Below are 23,828 nucleotides of genomic sequence, written 5' to 3'. Positions count from 1 at the left end.
GATCGGTGAGTTGGCGGCTGCGGGTTCGTTGTGGCTGGTCGCGCCCACGCGGCGGTAGCCGCATATCGATACAGCCCCGCGCCCCTGAGGTGGGGCAGCGGAACCGGCGTTGGGAGGAGAGGTCCGTGGACTTTGGATTCAGCGCCCAGGATCAGGCTTTCCGGGCGGAGGCTCGGGCTTGGCTCGGTGAGCATGCATCGGCTGAGCTGGATCGTCGGTCATGGGAGCGTGCGCTGGGGAAGGCCGGGTGGATCGGGCTGGGGTGGGGCGAGGGCGGGTACGGGAATCGGAGTGCCACGCTCACGCAGCAGGTTGCCTGGGCCGAGGAGTACGCGCGGTCCTGTGCGCCGCCTCGCTCCGGGCACATCGGGGAGAACCTGCTGGCGCCGACCCTGCTCGCACACGGCACGCCCGAGCAGAAGGGGCGGTTCCTTCCCGCGATCGCGGCCGGGGACGAACTGTGGTGCCAGGGGTACAGCGAACCCGGGGCCGGCTCCGATCTCGCGGGGATCCGTACGAAGGCCGAGCGGGCCGGGGACGGTACGTATCGCGTCACCGGGCAGAAGATCTGGACGTCCCTGGCGCGGGAGGCGGACTGGTGTTTCGTCCTGGCCCGCACCGACCCCGGGTCCAGCCGCCATCGTGGCCTGTCCTTCCTGCTCGTTCCCATGGACCAGCCGGGGCGGATCGAGGTGCGGCCCATTCGGCAGATGACCGGCACCAGCGAGTTCAACGAGGTGTTCTTCGACGGTGCGCACGCGCGCGTGGAGCACGTCGTCGGAGGCGAGGGGGCCGGGTGGCGGGTCGCGATGAGTCTGCTCGGGTTCGAGCGGGGGGTGTCCACGCTCGCCCAGCAGATCGGGTTCGCCGCCGAGCTGGGGCGGGTGGTGCGGGCGGCCGTCGACAGTGGGGCGGTGGGTGATCCCGTCGTACGGGACCGGCTGGTCCGGCAGTGGGCCGAGCTGCGGGTGATGCGGTGGAACGCCCTGCGGACGCTGGGGAGTTCGGGGGACGCCGGCGCTTCCAACGTCGCCAAGCTGCTGTGGGGCGGGTGGCATCAGCGGCTCGGGGAGCTGGCCATGCAGGTGCGGGGGTCGGTGGCGGGGGTCGGGCCTGTCGACTGGTCGGTCACGGCGCCGTACGAACTCGACGCGTTTCAGCATCTGTTCCTGTTCTCCCGGGCCGACACGATCTACGGCGGCTCGGACCAGGTCCAGCGCACGATCATCGCCGAGCGGGTGCTCGGGCTGCCGAAGGAACCCAAGGGGGTTGTGTGATGCGCGGCGTGGTGTTCGACGGGAAGCGGGTCGAGGTCGTCGACGACCTGGAGGTACGGGGACCGGGGCCGGGCGAGGTGCTGGTCGCCATCGCGGCGGCGGGGCTGTGCCACAGCGATCTGTCCGTGGTGGACGGGACCATTCCCTTTCCGGTGCCCGTGGTGCTGGGACACGAGGGGGCCGGGGTCGTCGAGGCCGTGGGGGAGGGGGTGTCGCATGTCTCGGCCGGGGACCATGTGTCCCTGTCCACACTGGCCAACTGCGGTACCTGCGCGGACTGCGACCGGGGGCGGCCGACCATGTGCCGCAAGGCGATCGGGCGGCCGGGACAGCCGTTCGCGCGGGGCGGGCGGCCGGTCTTCCAGTTCGCGTCCAACTCCGCCTTCGCCGAGCGGACCGTGGTGAAGGCCGTGCAGGTGGTGCGTATCCCCCGGGACATCCCGCTGCCCTCCGCCGCGCTCATCGGGTGCGGGGTGCTGACCGGCGTCGGAGCCGTGCTCAACCGGGCCAAGGTGGATCGCGGGGACAGCGTCGTCGTGATCGGCACCGGGGGCATCGGGCTCAACGTCCTCCAAGGGGCCCGGATCGCGGGGGCGCTGCGGATCGTCGCCGTCGACGCCAACCCCGCCAAGGAGGCGGTGGCGCGGCAGTTCGGGGCGACCGACTTCCTGACCTCCACGGAGGGGGTGCGGGAGCTGCTGCCGACGGGGGCGGACCATGTCTTCGAGTGCGTCGGGCGGGTGGAACTCGTCCGCCAGGCCGTCGATCTGCTGGACCGGCACGGTCAGGCCGTGCTGCTCGGGATGCCGGCCGCCGGGGCCGAGGCGTCCTTCGTCGTGGCGTCCATGTTCCTGGACAAGTCGATCCTGGGATGCCGGTACGGGTCGTCCAGGCCGCAGCGGGACATCGCCCTGTACGCCGAGCTGTATCGCGAAGGGCGGCTGCTGCTCGACGAGTTGGTGACGCAGACGTATCCGGTCGAGGAGTTCGAGCGGGCGGTGGCGGACGCGGAGGCGGGGAAGGTGGCCAGAGGGGTGCTGACCTTCTGAACGGGGGGCTCCTTGCCCGTGGTCACGGGGAGAGGGGCGGCTCTTCGTCCGGGTACTGATAGGTGTCGTGCTCGGCGTAGTGGATGACTGCCTCGCAGGCTTCTCGAGGGGAGGGAACGGCGCCGCCGCGGTGCGCCCGCCAGGTCTCCAGGACGTCGCGGATCAGGAAGACTTCCAGGAGATAGGTGCGGCCCTCCGCGTCCGGCCGGCTCGGACCGCCCGGGTCGGGGACAGCCGTCGCGTCGCTCTGCGCCGTCCAGGGCTCGGCGGCGAAGACGGTCAGGCCGTCATCCGCCTCAGCCAGCCGGCTGACCAGTTCCTCGAGTGTCACGGGTTGCTCCCACCGGGCTCGTCTGCTGACGCAGAGTCCCATGTGCCGTCAGGGCTCGGCGCGTTGCCCGGCGTTCTGGACATGCCAGGGGTTGTCCACAGGCGCCGGAAAACTCCTGGGGCGCTGTCGGTGGCGGGCCGTAGCTTCGACTCATGACCTACCGAGACATCGCCACCAGACCGGTCCTCATCTGGGCCTGCACCGCCGTCGCCGCCCGTATGCCGGTCGCCATGGCCCCGTTGGCGCTGGTCTTCCTGGTGCGTGAGCGCCCCGGCGGCTACACGCTGGGGGCGGCGCTCGCGGCGGCGTACGTGATCGGCGAGATCATCGGGGCGCCGGTGCTCGGGATGCGGATGGACCCGGCGCGGGGCCGGCGGCACCTGATGCTCGGGCTCGCGGGCGGGGCGGCCGGGTTCGCGGGGCTCGGGGTGCTGGCCGGGGCGCATCCCGTGCTGGGCGTGTTCGCGTTCCTGGCCGGGGCGGCTCCTTCCGCTGCCGCCGGAGGGCAGCGGGCGCTGCTGACCTCGCTGGTCCCGGAGCGGTCCGTGGCACAGGCGCTGTCCGCCGAGTCGATGCTGATGTCCGGGGTGTGGGCCGTCTCCCCGGTCGCGGTGGCCGGGCTCGCCCTTGGCGTCGCACCGCGCCTCCCGCTGCTGCTCGGCGCCGCGCTGATGGCGCTGTCGATCGCGGGGCACCGTTGGCTGCCGGCCCGTTGGGACACGGGCGAGCGGGGCGGGGAGTCGGGCCGGATCAGAGTCCTGGTGCGCGCCTGGCCGGTGTACGTCACGGGCGCGGCGAGCCTCACGCTGCTCGGCCTGGCGGAACTGACGTTGCCCGCCTTGCTGGAACAGCGCGGCATCGGGGTCGGCTGGTCCGGGCCGATGCTGGCGGGGCTGGCGGTCGGGGCGGGGCTCGGGGCGTTCGTGTACGGGCTGCGGTCGTGGCCCGGGCGGCTCCGGGGGCGCAGTGTCGTGCTGATGTGCGGGATGTCGGTCTTCGTGAGCCTCGCCGCGCTGATACCGGGGGCGGCCGGGATCGCGGTCGCCCTCGTCCTGGCGGGCACGCTCCAGTCGGGCGCGCTGATCACCCGCAACCTGTCCCTGCGGGAGGCGCTGCCGCCGGGCGCGCTGGCCGCGGGGTACTCCGTGATGTACGCGGCCGCGGGCGCGGGGTACGCGGCGACCGGGTCCCTCGCCGGTGGACTGCTCCAGGTGGTGACCCCGTCCACGGCGATCCTGGCAGGCGTGGCACTGACGTTGCTGCTGACGGCACTCGGGTGGTGGGGAGAGGTACGACGGGAGGGCATACGGCGGGAGGGCGCTGGGTCGGCCGCTCCTGACGCTGCCGCGGGCTCAGGGTCCGTGGCGGACCTGACCGACGATGCCGCTGGGCCTGGCTGCGGCCGGTGATGGCGTCCTGCCGGCCCGTGTGGCGCCGTTGACCTGTGGGTCGGTGTCGGCCGCGGGGGCTCTGCCGCTGAGCCGACTGCTGCCGGTGATGGCGTCGTGCCGGGCTCGTGTGATGTTGCTGAGCTGTCCGTCGATGCCGTCCGCGTGGGCTTGGGCTCTGCCCGTCGCTGCCGCTGGGCCGGCTGCTACCGGTGGTGGCGTCCTGCTGCGACCGCGTGGCGCTCGGTGCCGTCCGGCCGGGCTCGTATGGCGTCGCTGAGTGTCCGTCGATGCCGTCCGCGAGGGCTCGTGCCCTGCCGCAGGCCTGGCCGACGTTGTCGCTGGGTCGGTTGCTGCCGGTGACGGCATCCTGCCGGGACCGCGCGCCGCCGTGAATCCGCCCCTCGGTGCCGTCGTGCCGGGCTCGCGTGGCGTCGCTGAGCGTCCGTCGAGGGCGGCCGCGCGGGCTTGAGCCCCGCCGGGGGCCTGGCCGTCGCTGTCGCTGGGTCGGCTGCTGCCGCTGACGGCATCCTGGCGCGACCGAGTGGTGCCGCGCACCCGACCCTCGGTGCCGTCCGGCCGGGCCCGCGTGGCGTTGCTGAGCTGTCCGTCGATGCCGTCCGCGAGGGCTTGAGCCCACTGTGGGCCTAGCCGCTGATCCCGCTCCCCGTACGGAAGGTGCGGCGGTAGCTGGTGGGGGTGACGCCGAGGGTCGACTGTAGGTGTTGGCGCATGGACTGGGCCGTGCCGAAGCCGGCGTTGCGGGCGATCTGGTCGATGGAGAGGTCGGTGGATTCCAGCAGGTGCCGGGCGTGCTCCACTCGCTGCTGGGTGAGCCACTGGCCGGGGCTGATGCCGACCTCCTCGCGGAAGCGGCGCGTGAAGGTCCGTACGGACATCGACTCCTGCTCGGCCATGTCCCGCAGCTGGATCGGCTCGTGGAGGCGGCCCAGGGCCCAGGCGCGGGCGGTGGTCGTGGTGGCCAGCTGGGGCTCCGGCACGGGGCGCCGGATGTACTGGGCCTGGCCGCCCTCGCGGTGCGGCGGTACGACCGTGCGCCGGGCCACCGCGTTGGCGACGGCGCTGCCGTGGTCGCGGCGGAGCATGTGCAGGCACAGGTCGATGCCGGCGGCGACGCCAGCGGAGGTGAGGACGTCGCCGTCGTCGACGTACAGGACGTTCGGGTCGACCGCGATCCGCGGGAAGAGCCGTTGGAGGCGCTCGGCGTCGGCCCAGTGCGTGGTGGCGGGACGGCCGTCGAGGTAGCCCGCGGCGGCGAGGACGTAGACGCCGGTGCAGATGGAGGCGAGCCGGGTGCCGGGCCGGATGTGGGCGAGCGCGGCGGCCAGCTCGGGGGTGAGGACACCGTCCTCGTAGACCGGGCCGAACTCGTAGGACGCCGGGACGATCACGGTGTCCGCGGTGGCCAGGGCCTCCGGGCCGTTCGCGACCATGACGTCGAAGTCGGAGTCCGTGCGGACCGGGCCCGGCGGCCGGATCGAGCAGGTGACGACCTCGTACAGACGCCGCCCCAGACGGTCCCTGGGGCGGTCGAAGATGCGGTGCGGGATGCCCAGCTCGAAGGGGAGCAGACCGTCCATGGCGAGGACGGCGACGCGATGCGGGCGGAACGGTTCCTCGGACGCGGCCATGGCCCGATCCTAACGAATGCTGTCCTTCGGGCCAGTGGATCGGCGGGCGGCCAGGCCGGAAGCTCTATGTCGTGACCCAGACAACCGAAGCCGCCGCACCGGCACCCCGCACGGGAAAGAAGCGCAACCGCGTCCCCCGCACCCGCATCCACCGCGCCTGGTTCGTCGCCGCCGTCACCTTCGTGACGATCATCGGCGCGGCCGCCTTCCGCTCGCTGCCCGGACTGCTCATCGACCCGTTGCACGAGGACTTCGGCTGGTCGCGCGGCACGATCGGCGCGGCCGTCTCGATCAACCTCGCGCTGTACGGGCTCACCGCCCCCTTCGCGGCCGCGCTGATGGACCGCTACGGCATCCGCCGGGTCGTCGCCGTGGCGCTGACCGTGATCGCGCTGGGCTCGGGGCTGACGGTGTGGATGACGGCGGCCTGGCAGCTGCTGCTGTGCTGGGGCCTGCTGGTCGGGCTGGGCTCCGGCTCGATGGCGCTGGCGTTCGCGGCGACGGTCACCAACCGCTGGTTCACCGAACGGCGCGGCCTGGTCACCGGCATCCTGACCGCCGCCTCCGCCTCCGGCCAGCTGATCTTCCTGCCGGTGCTGTCCTGGATGGTCGAGAGGCACGACTGGCGCCCGGCGGCCGTCACCGTGGCCCTGGCCGCCCTCGCGGTCGTCCCCTTCGTCTGGCTGCTGCTGCGCGACCACCCGGCCGACGTGGGCCTGAAGCCGTACGGCGCGACGGAGTTCGTGCCCAAGCCGGAGCCCGTGCCGGGCGCCGCCCGCCGCGCGGTCACCGTGCTCCTCAAGGCCGCCCGCACCGGCCCGTTCTGGCTGCTCGCCGGCACCTTCGCGATCTGCGGCGCCTCCACCAACGGCCTGATCCAGACCCACTTCGTGCCCGCCGCCCACGACCACGGCATGCCCATCACGGCGGCGGCCTCGCTGCTCGCGGTCATCGGGGTGTTCGACGTGGTCGGCACCATCGCCTCGGGCTGGTTCACCGACCGCTTCGACGCGCGCCGGCTCCTCGCGGTGTACTACGCCCTGCGCGGCATCTCGCTGCTGTTCCTGCCCATGCTGCTCGGGCCGAGCGTCCACCCGCCGATGCTCTTCTTCATCGTCTTCTACGGCCTCGACTGGGTCGCCACCGTCCCGCCCACCGTCGCCCTGTGCCGTGAGCACTACGGCGACGACAGCGCGATCGTCTTCGGCTGGGTCCTCGCCTCGCACCAGGTCGGGGCGGCGCTCGTGGCCTTCGTCGGCGGTGTGGTGCGGGACGTCTTCGGTGAGTACGACATGATCTGGTACGCGTCCGGGGCGCTGTGCGCGGCGGCGGCGCTGATGGCGCTGGTGATCCGGCGCAGGCCGGCCGCGCTGGTCCCGGCCGTGGCCTAGACGAACCGCCCCTTGTGGAAGAGCAGCGGTGCCCGGTCCTCGTCGGCCGCCCCCAGCGCGTCCACCCGTCCCACCACGATGAGGTGGTCGCCGCCCGTGTGCACGGCGTGGATCGTGCAGTCGATCCACGCGAGCGTGTCCGCCAGCCGCGGTGAGCCGGACGCCGGTGCCGCGTCGAAGGCGACGCCCGCGAACTTGTCCGCGCCGCTCACCGCGAAGCCACGGCACAGCTCGCCCTGGTGGGCGGCGAGGACGTTGACGCAGAACACCCCGGCGCGGGCGATACGGGGCCAGGTCGTCGACGTACGGCCGACCATGAAGGCGACGAGGGGCGGGTCGAGGGACAGGGCGGCGAAGGACTGGCAGGCGAAGCCGGCGGGGCCGTCCTCGCCCTCGGCGGCGGGTGAGGTGACGACGGCCACGCCGGAGGCGAAGCTCCCGAGCACCCGCCGGAACTCGGCCGGTGCGACCGGCGCTCGCTCGTCCTCGCGGACACAGCGCAGCTCGGGCCGCGGCATCGCGTCCACGGGCGCCGCGCCGGCCGACCGGAGATAGCGGACGGCGGCCTCGGCCATACCTGCTTGTCCCATCACACTCCCATTGAAGCTGACGGGCCGTCAGATAGGAAGGGGTGTGCGAAGGCGGCGAAGGCGGCTGCGTACGCTGCGCCCATGGGGTGGGGAGACATACGGCGTGAGCTCGGGCGTGCCCGGCGGGCCGGGGATTCGGTCGCGGTCAACGCGGCCGCGGCGGTGGGGGCGGCACAGCTGCCGGCGGCCGTACTGATCGCGTACGTCGACGTCACGACGGGCGACGACTACGGCGGCTCGGGCGCCGCGTACGGGCTGGCCTGTCTGCTTCTCCTCGCGCCGCTGTGGCTGCCGTTCGTGGGACTGCTGCACGCGTGCGCGCAGACCCTGCCGGCCGCCGTGCTCGCCCGGGCCACCGTCCGCCGCGTCCGCGGACCCGAGTGGGCGTGGCACCTGGCGTGGGCGGCGGTGCTCGGGGTGGTCTGGGCGGGCGCTTTCGCCCTGCCCGCCGGCCTGCCGTTCGCCGCCACGGCCGCCGCCTTCGTGGCCCTCGGGATCCTCCCGGTGCTCGGTGTGGCGTACTTCGGGCGCGGTGGCCGGTCCCGTGGGCGGGCGTGGGGGTGTGCGGGGACCTGGATCCTGTCGGCGGGGATTTCCTTCGTGCTGTTCATGGTCGTCTTCGGGGGCGCCGTACTGGCCACCGAGACCGGGATCGTCGAGGAGTACGAGCCCCCGAAGCTGTCCGCCGGGCAGCTCGCCGGCGTATGGCGTGGCGAGGACGGCTCGGTCCTGCGGCTGCGCCCGGGCGGCCGGGCCGAACTCACCGCGCTGCCCACCGTGTCGGAGCACGACGACTGGTCCGCCGACCCGCCCTACACCGTGTGCGAGGGCACCGGCGCCTGGGAACCGGTGCGGGCGGACAAGGACGACGCCGCGGACCGTGACGGCGTCGGCCTGCGCGTCGACGGCGGATGCGGGGCGCCGACGCTCTGGACGATCGGCGGCACCGAGCGTGAGCCCGAGCTGTTCGTCCTGTTCGGCGACCCGGACGCGGGGGCCCTGCGGATCCTCACGCGGGACTGAGTCAGCGCCCCCGGAACTCCGGGCTCCGCCGCTCCACGAAGCTCGCCACCCCCTCCTGGGCGTCCTCGGTCGTCATGTTGATCTCCTGTGCGGCGGCCTCCGCGGCGAACGCGGTGGCGCGGTCGCCGTCGAGGGAGGCGTTGACGAGCTGCTTGGTCAGGACGAGGGCGCGGGTCGGCCCCGCGGCGAGGCGGGCCGCCCATTCACGGGCCGTCTTGTCCAGCTCCCCGTCCGGCACGACCCGGTTGACCAGGCCGAGGCGTTCGGCGTCGGCGGCGCTCAGCGCGTCGCCGAAGAACATCAGCTCCTTGGCGCGTTGCGGGCCGATCAGCCGGGTCAGCAGATACGCGCCGCCTCCGTCCGGTACGAGTCCCCGGCGCACGAACACCTCGATGAACCGGGCCGATTCGGCCGCGAGGACGAGGTCGCAGGCGAGCGCGAGGTGTGCGCCGATGCCCGCCGCCGTCCCGTTCACCGCGGCGATCACGGGTTTCTCGCAGTCGAGGACGGCCGTGATCAGCCGCTGGGCGCCGAGCCGGATCGTGCGGGCCACGTCACCGGGGACCCGGTCGCCTCCCGTGAGCGCCCCTCGCAGATCCGCGCCCGCGCAGAACCCCCGCCCCGTGCCGGTCAGCACCACGGCCCGCACCTCCGGGTCGCCGGAGGCGTCGCCGAGCAGCCCGATGAGGTGGTCCCGCTGTCCGGGGGTGAGGGCGTTGAGGGCCTCGGGCCGGTCGAGTGTGATGTGCGAGACCTGGTCGCGTGTCTCCTGGCGCACCCCTGCCGACGCCATCAGCGGCACACCGCCAGCGCGTCCAGCGCCACGGCGCCCTGCCCGCGGGGCAGCACCATCAGCGGGTTGATGTCCAGTTCGGCCAGCTCGTCCCCGAGCTCCAGCGCCATGCGCTGCACCCGCAGGATGACCTCGACGAGCGCGTCGAGGTCCGCCGGGGGGCGCCCCCGGACCCCGTCCAGCAGGGCCCGCCCGCGCAGCTCACCGCACATGTCCCGGGCCTGTTCCTCCCCGAAGGGCGGCACACGTACGGCGGTGTCGCGCAGGACCTCGACCAGCACCCCGCCGAGCCCGACCGTGACGGTCGGTCCGAAGAGGTCGTCGTGGGTGACGCCGACGACCATCTCGACACCCCGCTCGACCATCTGGCAGACCAGGACGCCGTCCAGACAGACGCCCTCGTAGCGGGCGATGTCGGTCAGCTCCCGGTAGGCGTCCCGGACCTGGCTGGCGGAGGTGAGCTCGATCTTCACCAGACCGAGTTCGGTCTTGTGGGCGATCTGCGCGCCGGACGCCTTCATCACCACCGGGTAGCCCACCTGGCCCGCCGCCCGTACGGCCGCCGCCGCGCTGGTCACCAGCTGCTCGCGCGGTACGCGGATGCCGTACGCCCGCAGCAGTTGCTTCGCCGCGTGCTCGCTCAGCTGCTGGCCCGGGCGCATCAGGGCCTGTGCCTTGCGGAAGGACGGGGACGTGGTGCGCGGGGCCTCGTCGAGGGGGGAGCGGTAGGCGGCGACGAAGCGGTGGTGGTCGAGGTAGGCGCGGACCGCGGTGATGCAGTTCCCGACCGTGCGGAAGGTGGCCACCCGGGAGGAGCCGAGGAGGACCTCGCGATAGGCCGGCTCGGTGCCGACCGGTGAGCCCCACACCACGCAGACCAGCTTGTCCGTGCGCTCGGCCGCGTCCACCAGGTCCTGGACGAGCTTGTCGCTCAGGGGCGGGAAGGGGCCGGTGACCGGGCAGATCAGCACCCCGACCGCCGGGTCGTCGAGGATCGCGTCGATGATCTTCCGGCCGCGCCAGTCGCCGACCGGATGGCCGCCGTTGTCCACGGGGTTGGCCACGTTCAGGTACTCGGGTATCCACTGGTGCAGCTCGGCCTGCTTGGTGTCCGAGAGCGTGGGCAGGCTCAGCCCCGCCTCCGTCGCCAGGTCGGCGAAGTGCGCGCCCGTGCCGCCCGAGATCGAGTAGACGACGACCCCCTCGGCGTGCGGCGGGCGGGCCCGGGCCAACAGGGCGGCGGTGTCCTGGAGTTCGTCGAGACCGTCGACGCGGATCACCCCGTACTGCCGCATCGCCGCGTCCACCACCGTGTCCGCGCCGGTCAGCTTGCCGGTGTGGGAGGCGGCCGTGCGGGCTCCGGTCTCGGTGCGGCCCACCTTGACCGCGACCACCGGCACCTTGCGGCGGGCGGCCCGGTCGGCGGAGAGCAGGAAGGAGCGGCCGTCCTTCAGCCCCTCGAGGTAGCAGGCGATCGCGCCGACCTCGGGCCGCTCGGCGAAGTAGGAGAGGAAGTCGGCGGTTTCCAGGTCGGCCTCGTTGCCGGTCGGCGCCCAGTGGGAGAGGCGGATGCCGAGCTCCTGGAGGGCGAAGACGGGGCGGCCCTGGTGGCCGGACTGGGTGATGAGGGCGATCGCCGGTCCGTCGAGGTCGTCGCGGAACCGCTCGAAGGCGTTGAGGTTGGTGTTGGGCCCCAGCAGCCGCATCCCCGACCGTCGTACGGCCGCGGAGAGCCGGGCCTGGGCGGCGGCGCCCTCCTCGCCGGTCTCCGCGAACCCGGAGGCGAAGACGACCGCGAACTTCACCTTGGCCTCGGCCAGTTCCTCGACCACGGGAAGGGGGTCGGCGACCAGCAGCACGGCGAGATCGACCTGTTCGGGCAGGTCGGCGACGGAAGGGGAGCAGGGGATGCCGAAGACGGACGGGCGGGTGGGATGCACCGGGTGCAGCCGGGCCCCGACCCGCTCGGCCCAGGCCACCAACTGCCGGGTGACACCGGTGTTCGGGCGCCCCTCGGCGTCGGAGGCGCCGATGACGGCGACCGACTCCGGCCGGAAGAACCGGTCCAGATCGGGGACGTCGCAGTACAGCGGCCGGCCGCTGACGTCGAGGTCGTCGACCTCGGCCGGCCTGCCGTGGACGGCGGGCCCGGGTTGCTCGCCGCAAGCGATGACCCGGGCCCGGCGGGAGTCGGTGGTGAGGGTGCCGTGGGTTGATCCAAGCATCGGTCCGCCCGCTCCTGTGTGACAGCGATTAACTGACGCAGTGTCAGATTAAAGGAACTGACGCTGTGTCAGGAATGGCCGTGCACACAAAGTTGGGCAGAGCATGCCGACGGAACCGCTCACAGCACCGCCAGCACCTCCTTCGCCACCCGCTCGCCCGACCGCACCGCACCGTCCATGAACCCCATCCAGTGGACGGAGGTCTCCGTGCCGGCCCAGTGGATGCCGCCGACGGGAGTGCGCAGGGAGGGGCCGTACTGGGTCAGGACGCCCGGGGCGGCGATGGAGACGGGGCCGCCGCGGGTGTAGGTCTCGTTGTTCCAGCGTTGCAGGACGAAGGAGGTGGGGGAGGCCGCTTTCGCGCCGAAGTAGGTCGTGTAGTCCTTCAGGACGGCCGCCTTGACCTCCGCCTCGCTCGCGCCGTCGTACTTGCGGGCCTCGTCGGCCTCGATGAAGCCCATCAGGGCGCCGTAGGAGGCGTCGGGCGGGGAGTTGTCGAAGGTGGAGCTGATGATCCCGGTGTCGCTGACGACCTGGCCGTTGAGGCCGTCGGCACGCCAGAACGGGGTGTCGTAGATGGCGATGGCCTTGCCGACCGAGGCCATCGGCAGCCGCTGGGTGAGCTGGTCGCGGGAGGCCGGGAGCAGCGGGTCGTAGGTGATGCGGGCGGCGATCGGCGGGGGCACGGCGACGACGACCTTCTTGGCGGTCACGGTGGTGCCGTCGGCCGTCACGACGTACTTGGCGCCGGACTTGGCGATGGTGCGCACCGGGGCGTTCAGCACCACCCGGTCGCCGAGGGTGGCGGCGAGCTTGATCGGCACCAGCTGGGAGCCGCCGACGAAGCGCAGCTCCTGGGCGCCGTTGGCGGTCTCGGTGAGGCGCTCCAGGGTGCCGACGTTGGTCTCGTTGCCCGCGGCGGCGATGTAGAAGAGCACGAACAGGAAGGAGAGTTCACGGGGTTCGGCCGAGAAGATCGAGGTGCAGGCCACGTCGAAGAGGAACTTGGCCGACGGGATGACGGCGTTGGCGCGCAGCCAGGTCTCGAAGGTCTGCCGGTCCCATTCGTCGGCCTTCGCGGCGGTCCAGGGCGCGTCGACCGGTATCTGCTTGGCCAGGTCGTCCAGGGTGGCCTGCACGATCGCGGCGTTGGCGAGGCCGGCCGCGTCGATGGGCGGGACCGAGCCGAGGAGACCGTCGGTGGCGTACGCGGTCTTCTTGCCGTCCTTGTAGAGGAGGTTCTTGCCGGTGTTGTAGGTGGCGAAGGTGCCCACGCCGAGGGAGTCCGCGAGGGCCTTGATGCGGTCCTGGGTGGGGCCGATGAACTCGCCGCCGCCCTCGGTGACCCCGCCGTTGGCGAGCGGGAGGTTCACGACCCGGCCGCCGACGCGGTCACGGGCCTCCAGGACGATCACGGACTTGCCGGCCGCCACCAGGTCGCGGGCCGCGGTGAGGCCGGCGAGCCCGGCGCCGATGACGACGACGTCGGCCTCGCGGGTGGCCGCGGCGGCGGGCGAGGCCGCGGTGCCGGCGAGGGCGGCGGCACCGGCGGTGGCGGCGGCACCGCCGAGCAGGGTGCGGCGGGAGAGCCGGGAGGGCCGGGGGAGTCGGTCGGGCTGGGGGAGCTGTCTTTCACGTGCCACGTGCATCCTCCGTCAGGTGCGAGAGGTTGGAGTGGAGCCAGAACATGAACAGTGCTCACATTCTGGCCCCATGCGGTGGCGCCGTACAGCTCTCCGGGCACTTCTGACCCATGAGTAACGGAAGCGGTACGTCAGCGAGTTGAGGGATTCGGTGTCAGACGGGAAGTCGGGAGACCTGCCGGGCCCCGTCCTTGGCGACCGCCTTCGCGATCTTCACCGCGTCGATCGCGAGTTCCCGGAACGTGCCGCTGATGGGCGTGACGTAGCCGCTGAAGAAGAGGCCGGGGGCGTCGTCGGGGCAGCGGGCGCCGTTGACCACCGGCAGCCCCCGCACGTCGAGGACACCGAGGTGGCCGACGAGGTCCTCCAGGGAGCGGGCGTATCCGGTGGCCGCGATGACGGTGTCCGGGGTGATGCGGGTGCCGTCGGCGAGGAGCACCTCGTCCTTCTCGAAGCCGTCGACGGCGGCGACGACCTCGACCCTGCCCTTGCGCACGGCGTCGATGAGGCCGACGTCCTGGACGGGGATGGCGCCCTGGTGGACCCGGGTGTAGAGGCCGGTGTCGGGGCGGGGCAGACCGTGCCCGGACAGGTCGGGCACGCTGAGCTTCGCCAGGGGCCGGGCGAGCCGGTCGACCAGCCCGACCGGCAGCCGTCGCACGAGCACCCCCGTGTACTGGGCGGCCCAGCCCGCCGTCGAGCGGCGGACGATGTGCGGGGCGGTGCGCACGGACAGCCGGACCCGCCCGGCCCCGCCCTCCACCAGGTCCACGGCGATCTCGGCACCGGTGTTGCCGGCGCCGACGACCAGGACGTCCCGGTCGGCGTAGGGCTTCGGGTTGCGGTAGTCGGCGGCGTGCACGAGCTCGCCGGCGAACGAGGTGAGGCCCGGCCAGTCCGGCACCAGCGGTGTGTGGTTGTAGCCGGTCGCCACGACCACCGCGGCGCCGGTCAGTTCGCGGCCGCCGGTGGCGTGCAGAAGCCAGCCGGTGCCGTCGGGGGAGCGTTCGACGCGGGAGACCTCCACGCCGGTGACGATCTCCAGCTCATGGTGCTCGGCGTACTTCTCCAGGTAGCGCACGACGTCGTCGCGTGACACCCAGCGCCCGAACCGGCGCGGCATCGCGAGCCCCGGGAGCGCCGAGAGGCGGCGGGTGGTGTGCAGGTGGAGCCGGTCGTAGTGGCGCCGCCAGGACGCCCCGACCCGGTCGGACTTCTCCAGCACCACGGCACGTATCCCCTGGGCCCGCAGCGCGTGGGCGACGGCGAGGCCGCCCGGACCGCCGCCGATGACGTACACGGGGCGGGCGGTGGAGGGCGCGGGGGGCGCTGCGGAGTCGGCCATGTGCGCGAGCGTAATCAGGGTTCCGGTTGATGGGTCTCGGTCAAGACCGGAATTGGTTTCGGATTGATCACGCCTGTAGGAGGAGTGGGTGGGGCTCGTGGCGTACGTCACCTGGTTGTGCGGGCGGAGTGCGGGAAAGCCGCGGCGCCGAACCCGCGTACGAGGGGGTTCGGCGCCGTGGTGGGCGGTGGCCGGGGACCTGTGACGGGAAACCGGCACCGCGTCCTTCGGGGCCTGGTACGGCCGGGGGTCACCGCTTCTTGTGGCCCGTCACCTTGGCGATCCAGGTGATGAAGTCGCCCGGGTCGGTGTTCGCGCCGTGGCCCTGGTCCCAGTAGTAGAGGTGGTCGACGTCGTCCCCGAGACCCTTCGCGGCGGCGGCGAGGTTCGCGGAGATGACGTGCGAGGTGTCGGTGTCGTTGGTGCCGAGGCGGATCCACCAGTGCTTGGAACGCTTCCCGTTGGCCTTCTCCACCAGGTGGTACATCGGATTCATCAGCCTGAGCTTTTCGGGGATGTCGCTCGCCACGCGCTTGGTGCTCAGGCCCGTGGTGTCGTTCTTGGCGCCGTAGGCCGTGAAGTGGCGGTTCTGGGTCGTGCCCGCGCCGAACAGGTTGTTCTCGCCGGCCGAGAGGTCGAAGGCGTCGAAGGCGGGGGCGGACTTGCCGCGGGCACCGACGTGGCCGAGGAAGCCGTCCCAGGTGAACGAGGCCTTGCCGTTCTTCCAGGTGATGAAGGTGTTCTTCGCCAGGTAGGTCGCGCGGTCGGAGTCCGACAGGTCGGTGAGGTACTTCGTCGCCGAGGGCTCCAGGTACTGCTTGACCAGGTACTCGTCGTAGTTGCGGGCGTTCAGCGAGCCGAAGCCGTTCAGGCCGCGCAGCTTCAGGCCCGCCTGGTACTCGGCGAACTGGGACCGGAGCGCCTTGGACACCGTCTGGTCGACGGTCGAGCCGGACTTCGTGTTGAGGGAGCCCCAGTTCCACTCGTAGGCGCCGTCGGCGTGCTCCAGGTCGGTGATCGGGCACCAGGCGCCGACCGCGAAGATCGCGTCGGAGGCGTCGGCCGCGCCGATCTCCTTGAGGAGCTTGTCGTAGATCGAGCTGTCGCCGGACGCGCCGAGCAGCGAGGACAGGGCGCCGCCCGCGCTGGTGCCGGCGGAGACGATCCGCTCGACGTTGCCGGGGATACGGCCCTTGTTGGACTTGATGTACCGCACGGCCGCCTTGAGGTCGACGATCGCGGCGGGAGCGGTGCCGTAGTACTCGCCGGAGGAGTTCTTGAGGGTACGGCCGCGGGCGCCGGGCTCGATGACGACGTAGCCGGCGGCGAGGGCGAGGAGCTGGTTGCTCGCGGTGGCACCGCCGGTGGCGTTGGTGTTCCCGTTCGCGTTGGGGGCGGTGGAGGCCGAGGCCGAGGCGCTGGGCGCACCGCTCGGAGCACCGCCGCCGGACATGCCCCCGGCCCCGATCCCGGTGGCGTCCGCGACCGAGGACGGCATGTACCCGCCGATGGAGTTCGCGAACAGGATCGGCGCGTTCGAGGCGTCGACCGTCTTGCCGTCGATCTTGACGGGGGCGCTGACGATCAGGCTCTGGTACTTCTCGTCCACCGGCTTGGCGACGTAGGTGATCGCCTTCCAGAAGTGGTAGGTCACCGAGTGCTCGGTGCCCTCCGTGTCGGTGACGGTCGTCGTCAGCTCCGTGTAGGCGTCCTTGTCGAAGACCAGGGCGTCCGAGGAGGACGAGCCGCTGCCGGTGTCCGACGCCTGCGCGTTCAGGGCGATGCCGCCGACTGCCGCGACACCGGCGGTCGCGCCGATGCCCAGTACGACGCTCCTGCGCTTGATTGCCCTGTGCTTCACGGTGGTCCCTCTCGCTCGCACGATCCCGGGATCGCGGTGGATTCTCCTTGCGTCTGCGAACGTAGGTGAGTGCCGACAACATTGCCAACAATCCTGCCGTATTCATCGCGGCCCCACAGCTTCGAGGTCGCCGCACAGGTTTCTCCCAGGTGGAACACACGGTCTTCCCTGCGGGGCTTTATCTGACGTACCGTCAGATCCATGGACTCCATCTGGCTCACCGGCGCGCAATGGCTGGCCCTGCTGCGGATCGGGCTCGGGCTGTGGTGGCTGGAGAGCTGGCGGCACAAGGACAAGAAGGGCTGGTTCGAGCGGGGGACCGGCATCGCGTGGGCGGCGGACGTCGCCGCCAAGCACCGCTGGAACGCGGTCCGTTCCGGCTTCGACACGGTGGTCGCGCCCCGGCCGCGGACGATGGCGTACATCGTCGTGTACGCGGAACTGGCGGTGGGGCTGGGGCTGGTGGCCGGCCTGCTGACCCCGGTGGCCCTGGTGGGCGGGCTGCTGCTCAACGTCCTCTACTTCACGCTGATGATCCATGACTGGGCCGAGCAGGGGCAGAACGCCATGATGGGGCTGATATCGGTGGTCGCGCTGTTCGCGATGTCCTGGCAGAAGTGGTCGCTGGACGCGGCGCTGGGCCTTTTCTGAGGGAGGTGGCTCCTGATGGACGCGCGCTTCGATGTGCCGGAGCCGGACGCTTTCACGCGCACCTACTGGGACGCGGCAGAAGAAGGACGGCTGCTCGTACGCCACTGCGGGGCGTGCGGACGCACCCACCACTACCCCCGCGAGTTCTGCCCGCACTGCTGGAGCGAGGACGTGACATGGGAGCCGGCGAGCGGCCGGGCCGAGCTCTACACCTGGTCCGTCGTCCACCGCAACGACCTGCCGCCCTTCGGGGAGCGCACGCCCTACGTCGCCGCGGTCGTCCAACTCGCCGAAGGGCCACGGATGATGACGGAACTCGTCGACGCCCCGCCGCGGACGCTGCGGGCCGGCATGGCGCTGGAGGTCGATTTCCGGCAGGGGATCCCGGTGTTCCGGCCGAGAGGATGAGATGTTCCGCCGGAGAGGGGTGATCGGCGGCCCTCCTTCCGTATTCAATGGCCCGATGGCCCATACACGTGAACGGTCCCCGAGCCACCCCGCTCCCGAACTGCTCGGCCACGGGCTGCGCCTGCGCCACTGGGACGCGGACTCCGACGCGGACGCCGAGACCTGGCTGCGCGGCCGCTCCGACCCCGAGTTCCGGCGCTGGAACACCCCCCTGAAGGAGATCGCCGGCCTCGACGACGCCCGCGCCTCGCTCCGCGCGGCCGCCGAGGCCGCGGCGGACGGCGTCGGCGTCGCCTTCCGCGTCACGGACGCGAACAGCGACACGACCCTGGGGCACGTCGGCGTCCACGAGATCGACCACGTCGTACGGGTCGCCCGCATCGGCTACTGGGTCCTCCCCGAGGCCCGCGGCCACCGCGTCGCCGCCCGCGCCCTCACCCTCGTCGCCCGCTGGACCTTCACCGACCTCGGCCTGCACCGCCTCGAACTCGGCCATGCCCTCGGCCACGACGCGTCCTGCCGGATAGCGGAGCGCTGCGGATTCCCCTACGAGGGGACGCTCCGGGGCGCGATGTTCGAGGCGGGACGGCAGGACGCCTTCCGGGATGTCCATCTGCACGCCCGACTGTCCACGGATCCGGAGGTGGCGGGCCGATGAGGTGGGTGGTGATCGAGGATCTCGGTGAGTTCCTCGGCGTTGCCGGAACCTTCCTGCACTCGCGGCCGGTGCTGCACACCGTCCCGCTGACGGTGACCGAGACGCTGCGGGTGCGGGGGCCGCAGGCGTACGGGGCGGAGGCGCCGGTCTTCGGGGTGCTGGAGGGCGGGGGCGCGGTCCGGGGGGCGTGGTTCCGTACGCCGCCGTACCGGCTGACCCTCACGCCGCTCACCGTGCCGGAGGCGGAGGAGGGGCCGATGCTGGAGGCGCTGGCCGAGCAGTTGGCGGGGCTCGGGCACGCCCTGCCGGGGGTGTCCGCCGAGCAGGCGACGGCCGGTGCCTTCGCGGAGGCGTGGCAGCGGCGCACGGGCGCCAAGGCCGAGCTGCGTCAGCGCCAACGGCTCTACCGCCTCGGCGAGTTGACGCCACCGTCTCCGGTGCCCCAGGGCCGGGCCAGGGTCGCGGGGGCGCCGGACCGCGAGCTGCTGACGCGCTGGCACGAGGAGTTCGCCGAGGCCGTCGGAAATGTCGCCGCCGGCGACGCCGAGTCCTGGGCGGACGCCCGGATCCGCTCCGGGGGCGTGGTGCTCTGGGAGACCCCGGACGGGGTGCCCGTGTCCATGGCCGGAACGCATCCCATGGTCGCCGGGCAGATACGGGTGGCGCCCGTCTACACGCCGGCCGAGCTCCGGGGGCGGGGCTACGCGGGAGCCGCGACGGTGGCGGCGAGCCGGGGCGCGCTGGCGGCCGGGGCCGACGACGTGCTGCTGTTCACGGATCTGGCGAACACCACGAGCAACGGCCTGTACCGGAGGCTGGGCTACCGGGGAATGGCCGAGTTCGAGGTGTACGACTTCCTCGGCTGACCCCGGTGGGCAGGGCAGGGGTGATGGGCGGATGTGTCCCAGAGGTGTGGGGAAAGCCGCAGGTCAGCGGAGCCCGGAGGGGGACAGATCTGCCAGTCCCTCCCGCCCTGCCCGACCCCTCCCTGCCCGACCCCGGCGCGCGTGGCTCACGGCCAGAGCAGGGTCGACGTCCACCCCTCCTCCGTACGGCGGTACGTCAGTCGTACATGGCGTCGTCGGGCGTCTCCCTGGAAGAACTCCACCTCCTGCGGGGCCAGGCGGTACAGGGTCCACGTCGGGACCGGGGCGTCCGGTCGCGACTGGGCCTCGGTCCAGGCCGTCTCGGAGGCCTCGGCCAACTCCTCCAGGGAGCGCAGGACTTCGCTCTGGCGGCCGGTGAGCGCGGCGGCCAGGGCGCCCGTCGAGCGGGCGTGGAGGTCGGCCTGGCCCTCCTGGGCGGGGGCCGCGGTGACCGGGCCGCGGACACGGACCTGGCGGCCCAGAGTCGGCCAGTAGAAGCCCAGGGCCGCGTAGGGGCGGGCGGCGAGGTGCCGGCCCTTGCGGCTGGTGGCGTGGGAGGCGAAGGTCCAGCCCGTGGTGTCGGCGCCGTGCAGCATCACCGTGCGGACGTCCGGGTGGCCCTCCTCGTCCGAGGTGGCCAGGGACATCGTGTGCGGTTCGGGCTGGCCCGCCGCCACCGCCTCCGCGAACCACTCCGTGAAGAGGGGGAGCGGTTCGGCGGGGGCGGTGGCCGGGTCGAAGGGGGGCAGGGTGGTGGCCTCGGGGGCCCATACCCGCAGTGATCTCAGGAGTGCGTGAAGATCTGTTCCCATCCCTTGATCTTCGCAGGGAATCCCGGCCTTCAGGCCGAGCGGGAATGCGATCTTCGCCCCGGAGGCGCGAAGCGCCGGAGTTCTCTGCGCTTTCGTTCTGACGGTCAGACAGGCCGCTTCTGGTTGTCAATGTAGTCCTTGACGAGACTTAGTGGTGCGCCGCCGCAGGACCCCGCGAAATACGACGGGGACCAGAACACCGAGCCCGTGCCGATCCGGTTGATCCGGCCGGTGTACTCCGCGCGCAGGTAGCGGGAGCTGACGCCCTTGAGGCTGTTGACGAGCTTGGACAGGGCGATTTTCGGTGGGTAGTGCACGAGCAGGTGGACGTGGTCGCCTTCACCGTTGAACTCGCGCAGTTCCGCGCCGAAGCTCTCGCACACGTCGCGCATGATCGCCTCGCAGCGGGTCAGCATGTCGTCGTTGAAGACCTCCCGCCGGTACTTGGTGACGAACACCAAGTGTGCGTGGAGGTTGCAGATGACGTGGTTTCCCCGTCTGACGTCAGGATCTGGTTCCCAGCGTGGTGACATACGCCAAGTGTAGTAAAATCGAGCGAACTCGACCGGAGGGGGTGGGCTGAGTTGATCCGTGCGTACAAGTTCCTCCTGCGGCCCACCGTCCGCCAGGAGCAGGCGCTGGGCCAGATGCTGCGGGACCACTGCTCCCTCTACAACGGGGCCTTGCAGGAGCGGCGCGACGCCTGGCGGCACGCCTCGAAGACCACCGTGAAGTACGGGATGCAGTCGGCGCAGCTCAAGGAGATCCGGGCGTTCGACCCGGAGCGTCAGGGCCGCTGGTCGTTCTCCTCGCAGCAGGCGACGCTTCGCCGTCTCAACAAGGCGTTCGCCGCGTTCTTCCGTCGCGTCAAGTCCGGTCAGACGCCCGGCTACCCGCGCTTTCGCGGGGGGACCTGGTTCGACACGGTGGACTTCCCGAAGGACGGGGACGGTTGCCGGTGGGACTCCACCCCGCACGACCCGACCACCCGCGTCCGCCTTCAGGGCGTCGGGCATGTGAAGGTCAACCAGCACCGCCCGGTGGCCGGCCGGGTCAAGACCGTGTCGGTCAAGCGTGAGGGCCGTCGGTGGTTCGTCGTGCTGACCGCCGAGCAGGACCAGCCGCAGCCGCTGCCGGCGACCGGCAGCGTGGTCGGCATCGATCTGGGCATCGCGAACTTCCTGGCCGACTCGGGCGGCGATTTCGTCCCCAACCCGCGCCACGGCCGCCGCGCGGCCGACAAGCTCCAGGCAGCGCAGCAGGCCCTGTCCCGGTTCCCGCGCCGCAAGGCCAAGGACCGCACCGCCAACCACCAGCGCGCGGTGGAGAAGGTCGCCGAACTGCACGGCAAGGTGCGTCGTCAGCGGCTCGACCACGCACACAAGACAGCGCTCGGCCTGGTCCGCGCACACGACGTCATCGCGCACGAAGAACTCAAGATCCGCAACATGAGCAAGGCCCCCGCACCGAAGCCCGACCCCGACCGGCCGGATACCTTCCTGCCTAACGGGGCCGCCGCGAAGGCCGGGCTCAATAGGTCGATCAACGATGCCGGATGGGGGGTGTTCCTGACGATCCTGCGCGCCAAGGCTGAAAGCGCCGGACGGGAAGTGATCGCCGTGGACCCCCGCAACACCTCCCGCACCTGCCCCGAATGCGGGCACACCGCCAAGGAGAACCGGCCCACACAGGAAAAGTTCCACTGCGTCTCGTGCGGCCACACCGCGCACGCCGACACGGTCGGGGCGATCAACGTTCTACGGGCCGGGCTGGTCCGTCGCGACGCCAACCTGGCGTAACGAGAAGCCCCCGGCTTCAGCCGGGGGAGGAGTCACGACCCGATTCTCACCCGCCGTCTACAACGAACCGATGTCCGAGGACACCCAGCGCTCCGGGCGCAGCCGGATGATCACCTGCTCGCCGTGGTTCTTCCAGGCGAAGTCGACGTACGCCTCCACCTTCTCGGGCGGCAGGTAGCGTGCAGACATCTCCCGGAGGAGTTCGATCGTGGCGGGGGTGGTCTCCAGGACCGGGCCCTCCACCGACACGTACTTCAGCTTCGGCTCGACCGTGTCCACCATGAGGGAGAAGCGGCCCGCCGCCTCGATCAGGCGCTGCTTGCGGGAGCCGAGGCCGGTGATGATCCAGATGTCGCCGCCGGGCTCGTACTGGTACCAGATCGGCACGGAGAGCGGCGCCCGTCCCTCTCCGGCGTCCACCGACAGCGCGGCCACATGGGGTTCGGCCAGGAATTGCTCGCGTTCCAACCGGGTCAGGGCGGTCATACGGTCTCCTCCAGAGGTGTGCGGCTGCCTCACGAACTCACCGTTCCGGTAGGCCACAACACCGGCTGAGGGGAAGGATGTTCCCGTCCGGCGCGGGTACGTCGAAGGGCGCGGCAGTACGTTGATCCCCGGACCGGAGAGGGAGAGCGGGACAGCTGTGCACACCGAACTGACGTGGTTCACGTCGAGCCCCGGCGCCGGCGAAGGCGCCATCTGCCTCGGCACGGCCCCCGTCCCCACCGTCCGTTGAGGCGCCTGGCCGCGGCGGTCCTCCTCCTCGCTGCCTCCCTCACCGCGTGCTCCGGCGACGGCGAAGAGCCGCCGTCCCTCACCGCACCCGCGGTCTTCTACCTCCGTCCCCAGGGCGACAAGGCCGGTGTGCGGGACAAGATGCCGTACGAGCTCAAGGCCGAGGACGGTGACGAGCCCGGCGTCCGGACGCTCGCCGCGGATGTGCCGAAGAGCGGGCAGGACACGGTCGTGATCCGCAAGTACGGCGGGTGCAAAGGCAGTTCGGCCCATGTGACGTGCGAGGTCGACGGCGACTACAGCAACTGGGCCGACGCGCCCCGCGCCAAGGTGGTGGCGGCCGAGGGGGCCGAGGTCGGGGACTCGGCGGTCGTGACCTACACGTACACCACGAAGGACGGGAAGAAGCTCACCGCGAGGACCCGGTTCGTCGTGGGGGAGCCGGTGGTGGAGGCCCTGGCGCCCGAGTACGAGAAGGACGGGCCGCGGCCCGGGGCCGAGCTGACGGACCCCGTCGTCGTGCGGAACACCGGAGAGCTGCCGGTGAAGGGGCTGGGGGTGGAACTGAGCGCGAGCAGCGCGGGTTTCGCGGAGAAGTACTCCAACTGCCGTTACCCACCGCGGAGCAAGGACCACGTCGCCGTCTGTGAGTACCCGGAGCTGACGATCGGCCCCGGGGAGACCGTCGTCCTGCGGCCCGCCGTGCGGCTGCGTACGGCGGAGGAGGACATGTACGTCTCCTACGGCAAGGACGTCTGGGCGCTGGACATGGGGCCGGGGCACTACAAGACCGCTCCGAAGGGCGGCGACTTCGGCGACGGCCCGGAACTCCGGCCCGAGAAGACCAAGGCCGTCAAGGGGCCCTACGTCGGGGGCGGGGGGAGTACGTACGTCGTGCTCGACTCCTACGCCGACTACGAGGTCTCCGATGTGACCCTGGTCGGCGAACCCGGCGACCGGCGCACCTTCGAGATCACGGTCCGCAACAACGGCCCCGCCGACGCCGGTGCCGCGGCCGAGCTGGTGTTCAGCCCGCCCTTCGAGACGGCCATGGTCAAGCAGCCCATGGAGGAGTACGACGACGGCGTCTACCAGGAGTACTGCGAGAGCAACGGGTACGCGTACACCTGCGCCGTCGGAGATCTCGCCCCCGGCGACTCCCGCTCCTTCGAGTTCACCATGACCCTCGGCGAACCGGGCGAGGGCACCCTGTCCCTGGAGGAGCCGGACCCGACCGCCCCCTGGGACGTCGGCCGCCGGGACCCGGAGCCCGGCAACGACGAGGCCGTCATCAGGGTCCGGGGCGAGCGGTAGGCGGTGTCCGGGGCCCG

At 71.9% G+C, this 23,828-nt stretch carries 22 protein-coding genes; 11 read left to right on the top strand and 11 right to left on the bottom strand.

What is annotated here, in order from left to right:
• Positions 1-125: 125 nt before the first annotated feature.
• Together OG381_RS21680 and OG381_RS21675 are read left to right on the top strand one after the other, a co-directional pair.
• Positions 126-1,277, top strand: coding sequence for an acyl-CoA dehydrogenase family protein (locus OG381_RS21680; protein ID WP_327717733.1), 1,152 nt, complete (start codon positions 126-128; stop codon positions 1,275-1,277).
• Positions 1,277-2,326, top strand: a complete 1,050-nt coding sequence (locus OG381_RS21675; RefSeq protein ID WP_327717732.1) for a Zn-dependent alcohol dehydrogenase — start codon at positions 1,277-1,279, stop codon at positions 2,324-2,326. The genes OG381_RS21680 and OG381_RS21675 overlap by 1 nt, the downstream gene beginning before the upstream one ends.
• Positions 2,327-2,348: 22 nt before the next feature.
• On the opposite strand, the gene OG381_RS21670 is transcribed toward OG381_RS21675, so the two are convergent.
• Positions 2,349-2,657 carry a hypothetical protein gene (locus OG381_RS21670; protein WP_327717731.1) on the bottom strand — a complete coding sequence of 103 codons (309 nt, stop codon included), beginning with the start codon at positions 2,655-2,657 and terminating at the stop codon, positions 2,349-2,351.
• Positions 2,658-2,809: 152 nt separating this feature from the next.
• On the opposite strand from OG381_RS21670, the gene OG381_RS21665 reads away from it, so the two are divergent.
• Positions 2,810-4,066, top strand: coding sequence for an MFS transporter (locus tag OG381_RS21665; protein WP_327717730.1), 1,257 nt, complete (start codon positions 2,810-2,812; stop codon positions 4,064-4,066).
• A 626-nt stretch (positions 4,067-4,692) separates the two neighbouring features.
• Here OG381_RS21665 and OG381_RS21660 read toward each other — a convergent pair.
• On the bottom strand, positions 4,693-5,697 hold the full coding sequence (locus OG381_RS21660) for a GlxA family transcriptional regulator (protein ID WP_327717729.1): 1,005 nt from the start codon (positions 5,695-5,697) through the stop codon (positions 4,693-4,695).
• 71 nt (positions 5,698-5,768) lie between these two features.
• Here OG381_RS21660 and OG381_RS21655 point away from each other — a divergent pair, with 71 nt between their 5' ends.
• Complete coding sequence (locus OG381_RS21655) at positions 5,769-7,088, top strand: MFS transporter (RefSeq protein ID WP_327717728.1); 1,320 nt, start codon at positions 5,769-5,771, stop codon at positions 7,086-7,088.
• On the opposite strand, the gene OG381_RS21650 is transcribed toward OG381_RS21655, so the two are convergent.
• Positions 7,085-7,678: a flavin reductase family protein gene (locus OG381_RS21650; RefSeq protein WP_327717727.1), complete on the bottom strand. Its 594-nt coding sequence runs from the start codon at positions 7,676-7,678 to the stop codon at positions 7,085-7,087. The two genes, OG381_RS21655 and OG381_RS21650, sit on opposite strands and share 4 nt — an antisense overlap.
• Before the next feature lie 81 nt (positions 7,679-7,759).
• Between OG381_RS21650 and OG381_RS21645 the strand changes: the two genes are divergently transcribed.
• A complete protein-coding gene (locus OG381_RS21645) occupies positions 7,760-8,701 on the top strand; it encodes a hypothetical protein (protein ID WP_327717726.1) in 942 nt (313 codons plus the stop codon).
• Position 8,702: 1 nt separating this feature from the next.
• Here OG381_RS21645 and OG381_RS21640 read toward each other — a convergent pair whose 3' ends face one another.
• The 5 genes from OG381_RS21640 to OG381_RS21620 form a co-directional block, all read right to left on the bottom strand.
• On the bottom strand, positions 8,703-9,494 hold the full coding sequence (locus tag OG381_RS21640) for an enoyl-CoA hydratase/isomerase family protein (RefSeq protein WP_327717725.1): 792 nt from the start codon (positions 9,492-9,494) through the stop codon (positions 8,703-8,705).
• On the bottom strand, positions 9,494-11,719 hold the full coding sequence (locus tag OG381_RS21635; RefSeq protein ID WP_327717724.1) for an acetate--CoA ligase family protein: 2,226 nt from the start codon (positions 11,717-11,719) through the stop codon (positions 9,494-9,496). Before OG381_RS21635 ends, OG381_RS21640 begins: the two co-directional genes overlap by 1 nt.
• A 119-nt stretch (positions 11,720-11,838) precedes the next feature.
• Positions 11,839-13,362 (bottom strand): flavin monoamine oxidase family protein, encoded by a 1,524-nt coding sequence (locus tag OG381_RS21630; protein WP_443061920.1) that lies wholly within the window; start codon positions 13,360-13,362, stop codon positions 11,839-11,841.
• A 154-nt stretch (positions 13,363-13,516) separates the two neighbouring features.
• A complete protein-coding gene (locus tag OG381_RS21625; RefSeq protein ID WP_327717722.1) occupies positions 13,517-14,707 on the bottom strand; it encodes a flavin-containing monooxygenase in 1,191 nt (396 codons plus the stop codon).
• Between the two features lie 250 nt (positions 14,708-14,957).
• Positions 14,958-16,568, bottom strand: a complete 1,611-nt coding sequence (locus OG381_RS21620; RefSeq protein WP_327717721.1) for a subtype B tannase — start codon at positions 16,566-16,568, stop codon at positions 14,958-14,960.
• Between the two features lie 201 nt (positions 16,569-16,769).
• Here OG381_RS21620 and OG381_RS21615 point away from each other — a divergent pair, with 201 nt between their 5' ends.
• Genes OG381_RS21615 through OG381_RS21600 form a run of 4 tightly spaced genes read left to right on the top strand, consistent with a single transcriptional unit; the run spans position 16,770 to position 19,151 of the window.
• Positions 16,770-17,219: a DoxX family protein gene (locus OG381_RS21615; RefSeq protein ID WP_327717720.1), complete on the top strand. Its 450-nt coding sequence runs from the start codon at positions 16,770-16,772 to the stop codon at positions 17,217-17,219.
• Positions 17,220-17,234: 15 nt separating this feature from the next.
• A complete protein-coding gene (locus OG381_RS21610) occupies positions 17,235-17,627 on the top strand; it encodes a Zn-ribbon domain-containing OB-fold protein (RefSeq protein ID WP_327717719.1) in 393 nt (130 codons plus the stop codon).
• A gap of 55 nt (positions 17,628-17,682) precedes the next feature.
• Positions 17,683-18,285, top strand: a complete 603-nt coding sequence (locus tag OG381_RS21605; RefSeq protein WP_327717718.1) for a GNAT family N-acetyltransferase — start codon at positions 17,683-17,685, stop codon at positions 18,283-18,285.
• Positions 18,282-19,151 carry a GNAT family N-acetyltransferase gene (locus OG381_RS21600; RefSeq protein WP_327717717.1) on the top strand — a complete coding sequence of 290 codons (870 nt, stop codon included), beginning with the start codon at positions 18,282-18,284 and terminating at the stop codon, positions 19,149-19,151. Before OG381_RS21605 ends, OG381_RS21600 begins: the two co-directional genes overlap by 4 nt.
• Before the next feature lie 146 nt (positions 19,152-19,297).
• On the opposite strand, the gene OG381_RS21595 is transcribed toward OG381_RS21600, so the two are convergent.
• Both OG381_RS21595 and tnpA read right to left on the bottom strand, forming a co-directional pair.
• Positions 19,298-19,963, bottom strand: a complete 666-nt coding sequence (locus OG381_RS21595; protein WP_327717716.1) for a pyridoxine/pyridoxamine 5'-phosphate oxidase — start codon at positions 19,961-19,963, stop codon at positions 19,298-19,300.
• A gap of 104 nt (positions 19,964-20,067) precedes the next feature.
• Positions 20,068-20,496, bottom strand: coding sequence for an IS200/IS605 family transposase (tnpA, locus tag OG381_RS21590; RefSeq protein ID WP_327717715.1), 429 nt, complete (start codon positions 20,494-20,496; stop codon positions 20,068-20,070).
• Positions 20,497-20,547: 51 nt separating this feature from the next.
• Here tnpA and OG381_RS21585 point away from each other — a divergent pair, with 51 nt between their 5' ends.
• Positions 20,548-21,762 (top strand): RNA-guided endonuclease InsQ/TnpB family protein, encoded by a 1,215-nt coding sequence (locus tag OG381_RS21585; RefSeq protein ID WP_327717714.1) that lies wholly within the window; start codon positions 20,548-20,550, stop codon positions 21,760-21,762.
• Between the two features lie 57 nt (positions 21,763-21,819).
• Here OG381_RS21585 and OG381_RS21580 read toward each other — a convergent pair whose 3' ends face one another.
• Positions 21,820-22,248, bottom strand: a complete 429-nt coding sequence (locus OG381_RS21580; protein ID WP_327717713.1) for a pyridoxamine 5'-phosphate oxidase family protein — start codon at positions 22,246-22,248, stop codon at positions 21,820-21,822.
• 246 nt (positions 22,249-22,494) lie between these two features.
• Here OG381_RS21580 and OG381_RS21575 point away from each other — a divergent pair, with 246 nt between their 5' ends.
• A complete protein-coding gene (locus OG381_RS21575; protein ID WP_327717712.1) occupies positions 22,495-23,811 on the top strand; it encodes a hypothetical protein in 1,317 nt (438 codons plus the stop codon).
• Positions 23,812-23,828 lie beyond the last annotated feature (17 nt).

It is taken from the genome of Streptomyces sp. NBC_00490 (assembly GCF_036013645.1).
In the GTDB taxonomy this organism is placed as follows: Bacteria; Actinomycetota; Actinomycetes; order Streptomycetales; family Streptomycetaceae; genus Streptomyces; species Streptomyces canus_F.
This window is presented reverse-complemented; position numbering and strand designations above follow the sequence as displayed.

Coding starts and splice junctions, on each gene's coding strand:
- OG381_RS21640 (WP_327717725.1), bottom strand. CDS start 9,494: ATGGCGTCGGCAGGGGTGCGCCAGGAGACACGCGACCAGGTCTCGCAC.
- OG381_RS21615 (WP_327717720.1), top strand. CDS start 16,770: ATGGACTCCATCTGGCTCACCGGCGCGCAATGGCTGGCCCTGCTGCGG.
- OG381_RS21650 (WP_327717727.1), bottom strand. CDS start 7,678: ATGGGACAAGCAGGTATGGCCGAGGCCGCCGTCCGCTATCTCCGGTCG.
- OG381_RS21675 (WP_327717732.1), top strand. CDS start 1,277: ATGCGCGGCGTGGTGTTCGACGGGAAGCGGGTCGAGGTCGTCGACGAC.
- OG381_RS21600 (WP_327717717.1), top strand. CDS start 18,282: ATGAGGTGGGTGGTGATCGAGGATCTCGGTGAGTTCCTCGGCGTTGCC.
- OG381_RS21665 (WP_327717730.1), top strand. CDS start 2,810: ATGACCTACCGAGACATCGCCACCAGACCGGTCCTCATCTGGGCCTGC.
- tnpA (WP_327717715.1), bottom strand. CDS start 20,496: ATGTCACCACGCTGGGAACCAGATCCTGACGTCAGACGGGGAAACCAC.
- OG381_RS21610 (WP_327717719.1), top strand. CDS start 17,235: ATGGACGCGCGCTTCGATGTGCCGGAGCCGGACGCTTTCACGCGCACC.
- OG381_RS21635 (WP_327717724.1), bottom strand. CDS start 11,719: ATGCTTGGATCAACCCACGGCACCCTCACCACCGACTCCCGCCGGGCC.
- OG381_RS21605 (WP_327717718.1), top strand. CDS start 17,683: ATGGCCCATACACGTGAACGGTCCCCGAGCCACCCCGCTCCCGAACTG.
- OG381_RS21595 (WP_327717716.1), bottom strand. CDS start 19,963: ATGGGAACAGATCTTCACGCACTCCTGAGATCACTGCGGGTATGGGCC.
- OG381_RS21580 (WP_327717713.1), bottom strand. CDS start 22,248: ATGACCGCCCTGACCCGGTTGGAACGCGAGCAATTCCTGGCCGAACCC.
- OG381_RS21660 (WP_327717729.1), bottom strand. CDS start 5,697: ATGGCCGCGTCCGAGGAACCGTTCCGCCCGCATCGCGTCGCCGTCCTC.
- OG381_RS21645 (WP_327717726.1), top strand. CDS start 7,760: ATGGGGTGGGGAGACATACGGCGTGAGCTCGGGCGTGCCCGGCGGGCC.
- OG381_RS21625 (WP_327717722.1), bottom strand. CDS start 14,707: ATGGCCGACTCCGCAGCGCCCCCCGCGCCCTCCACCGCCCGCCCCGTG.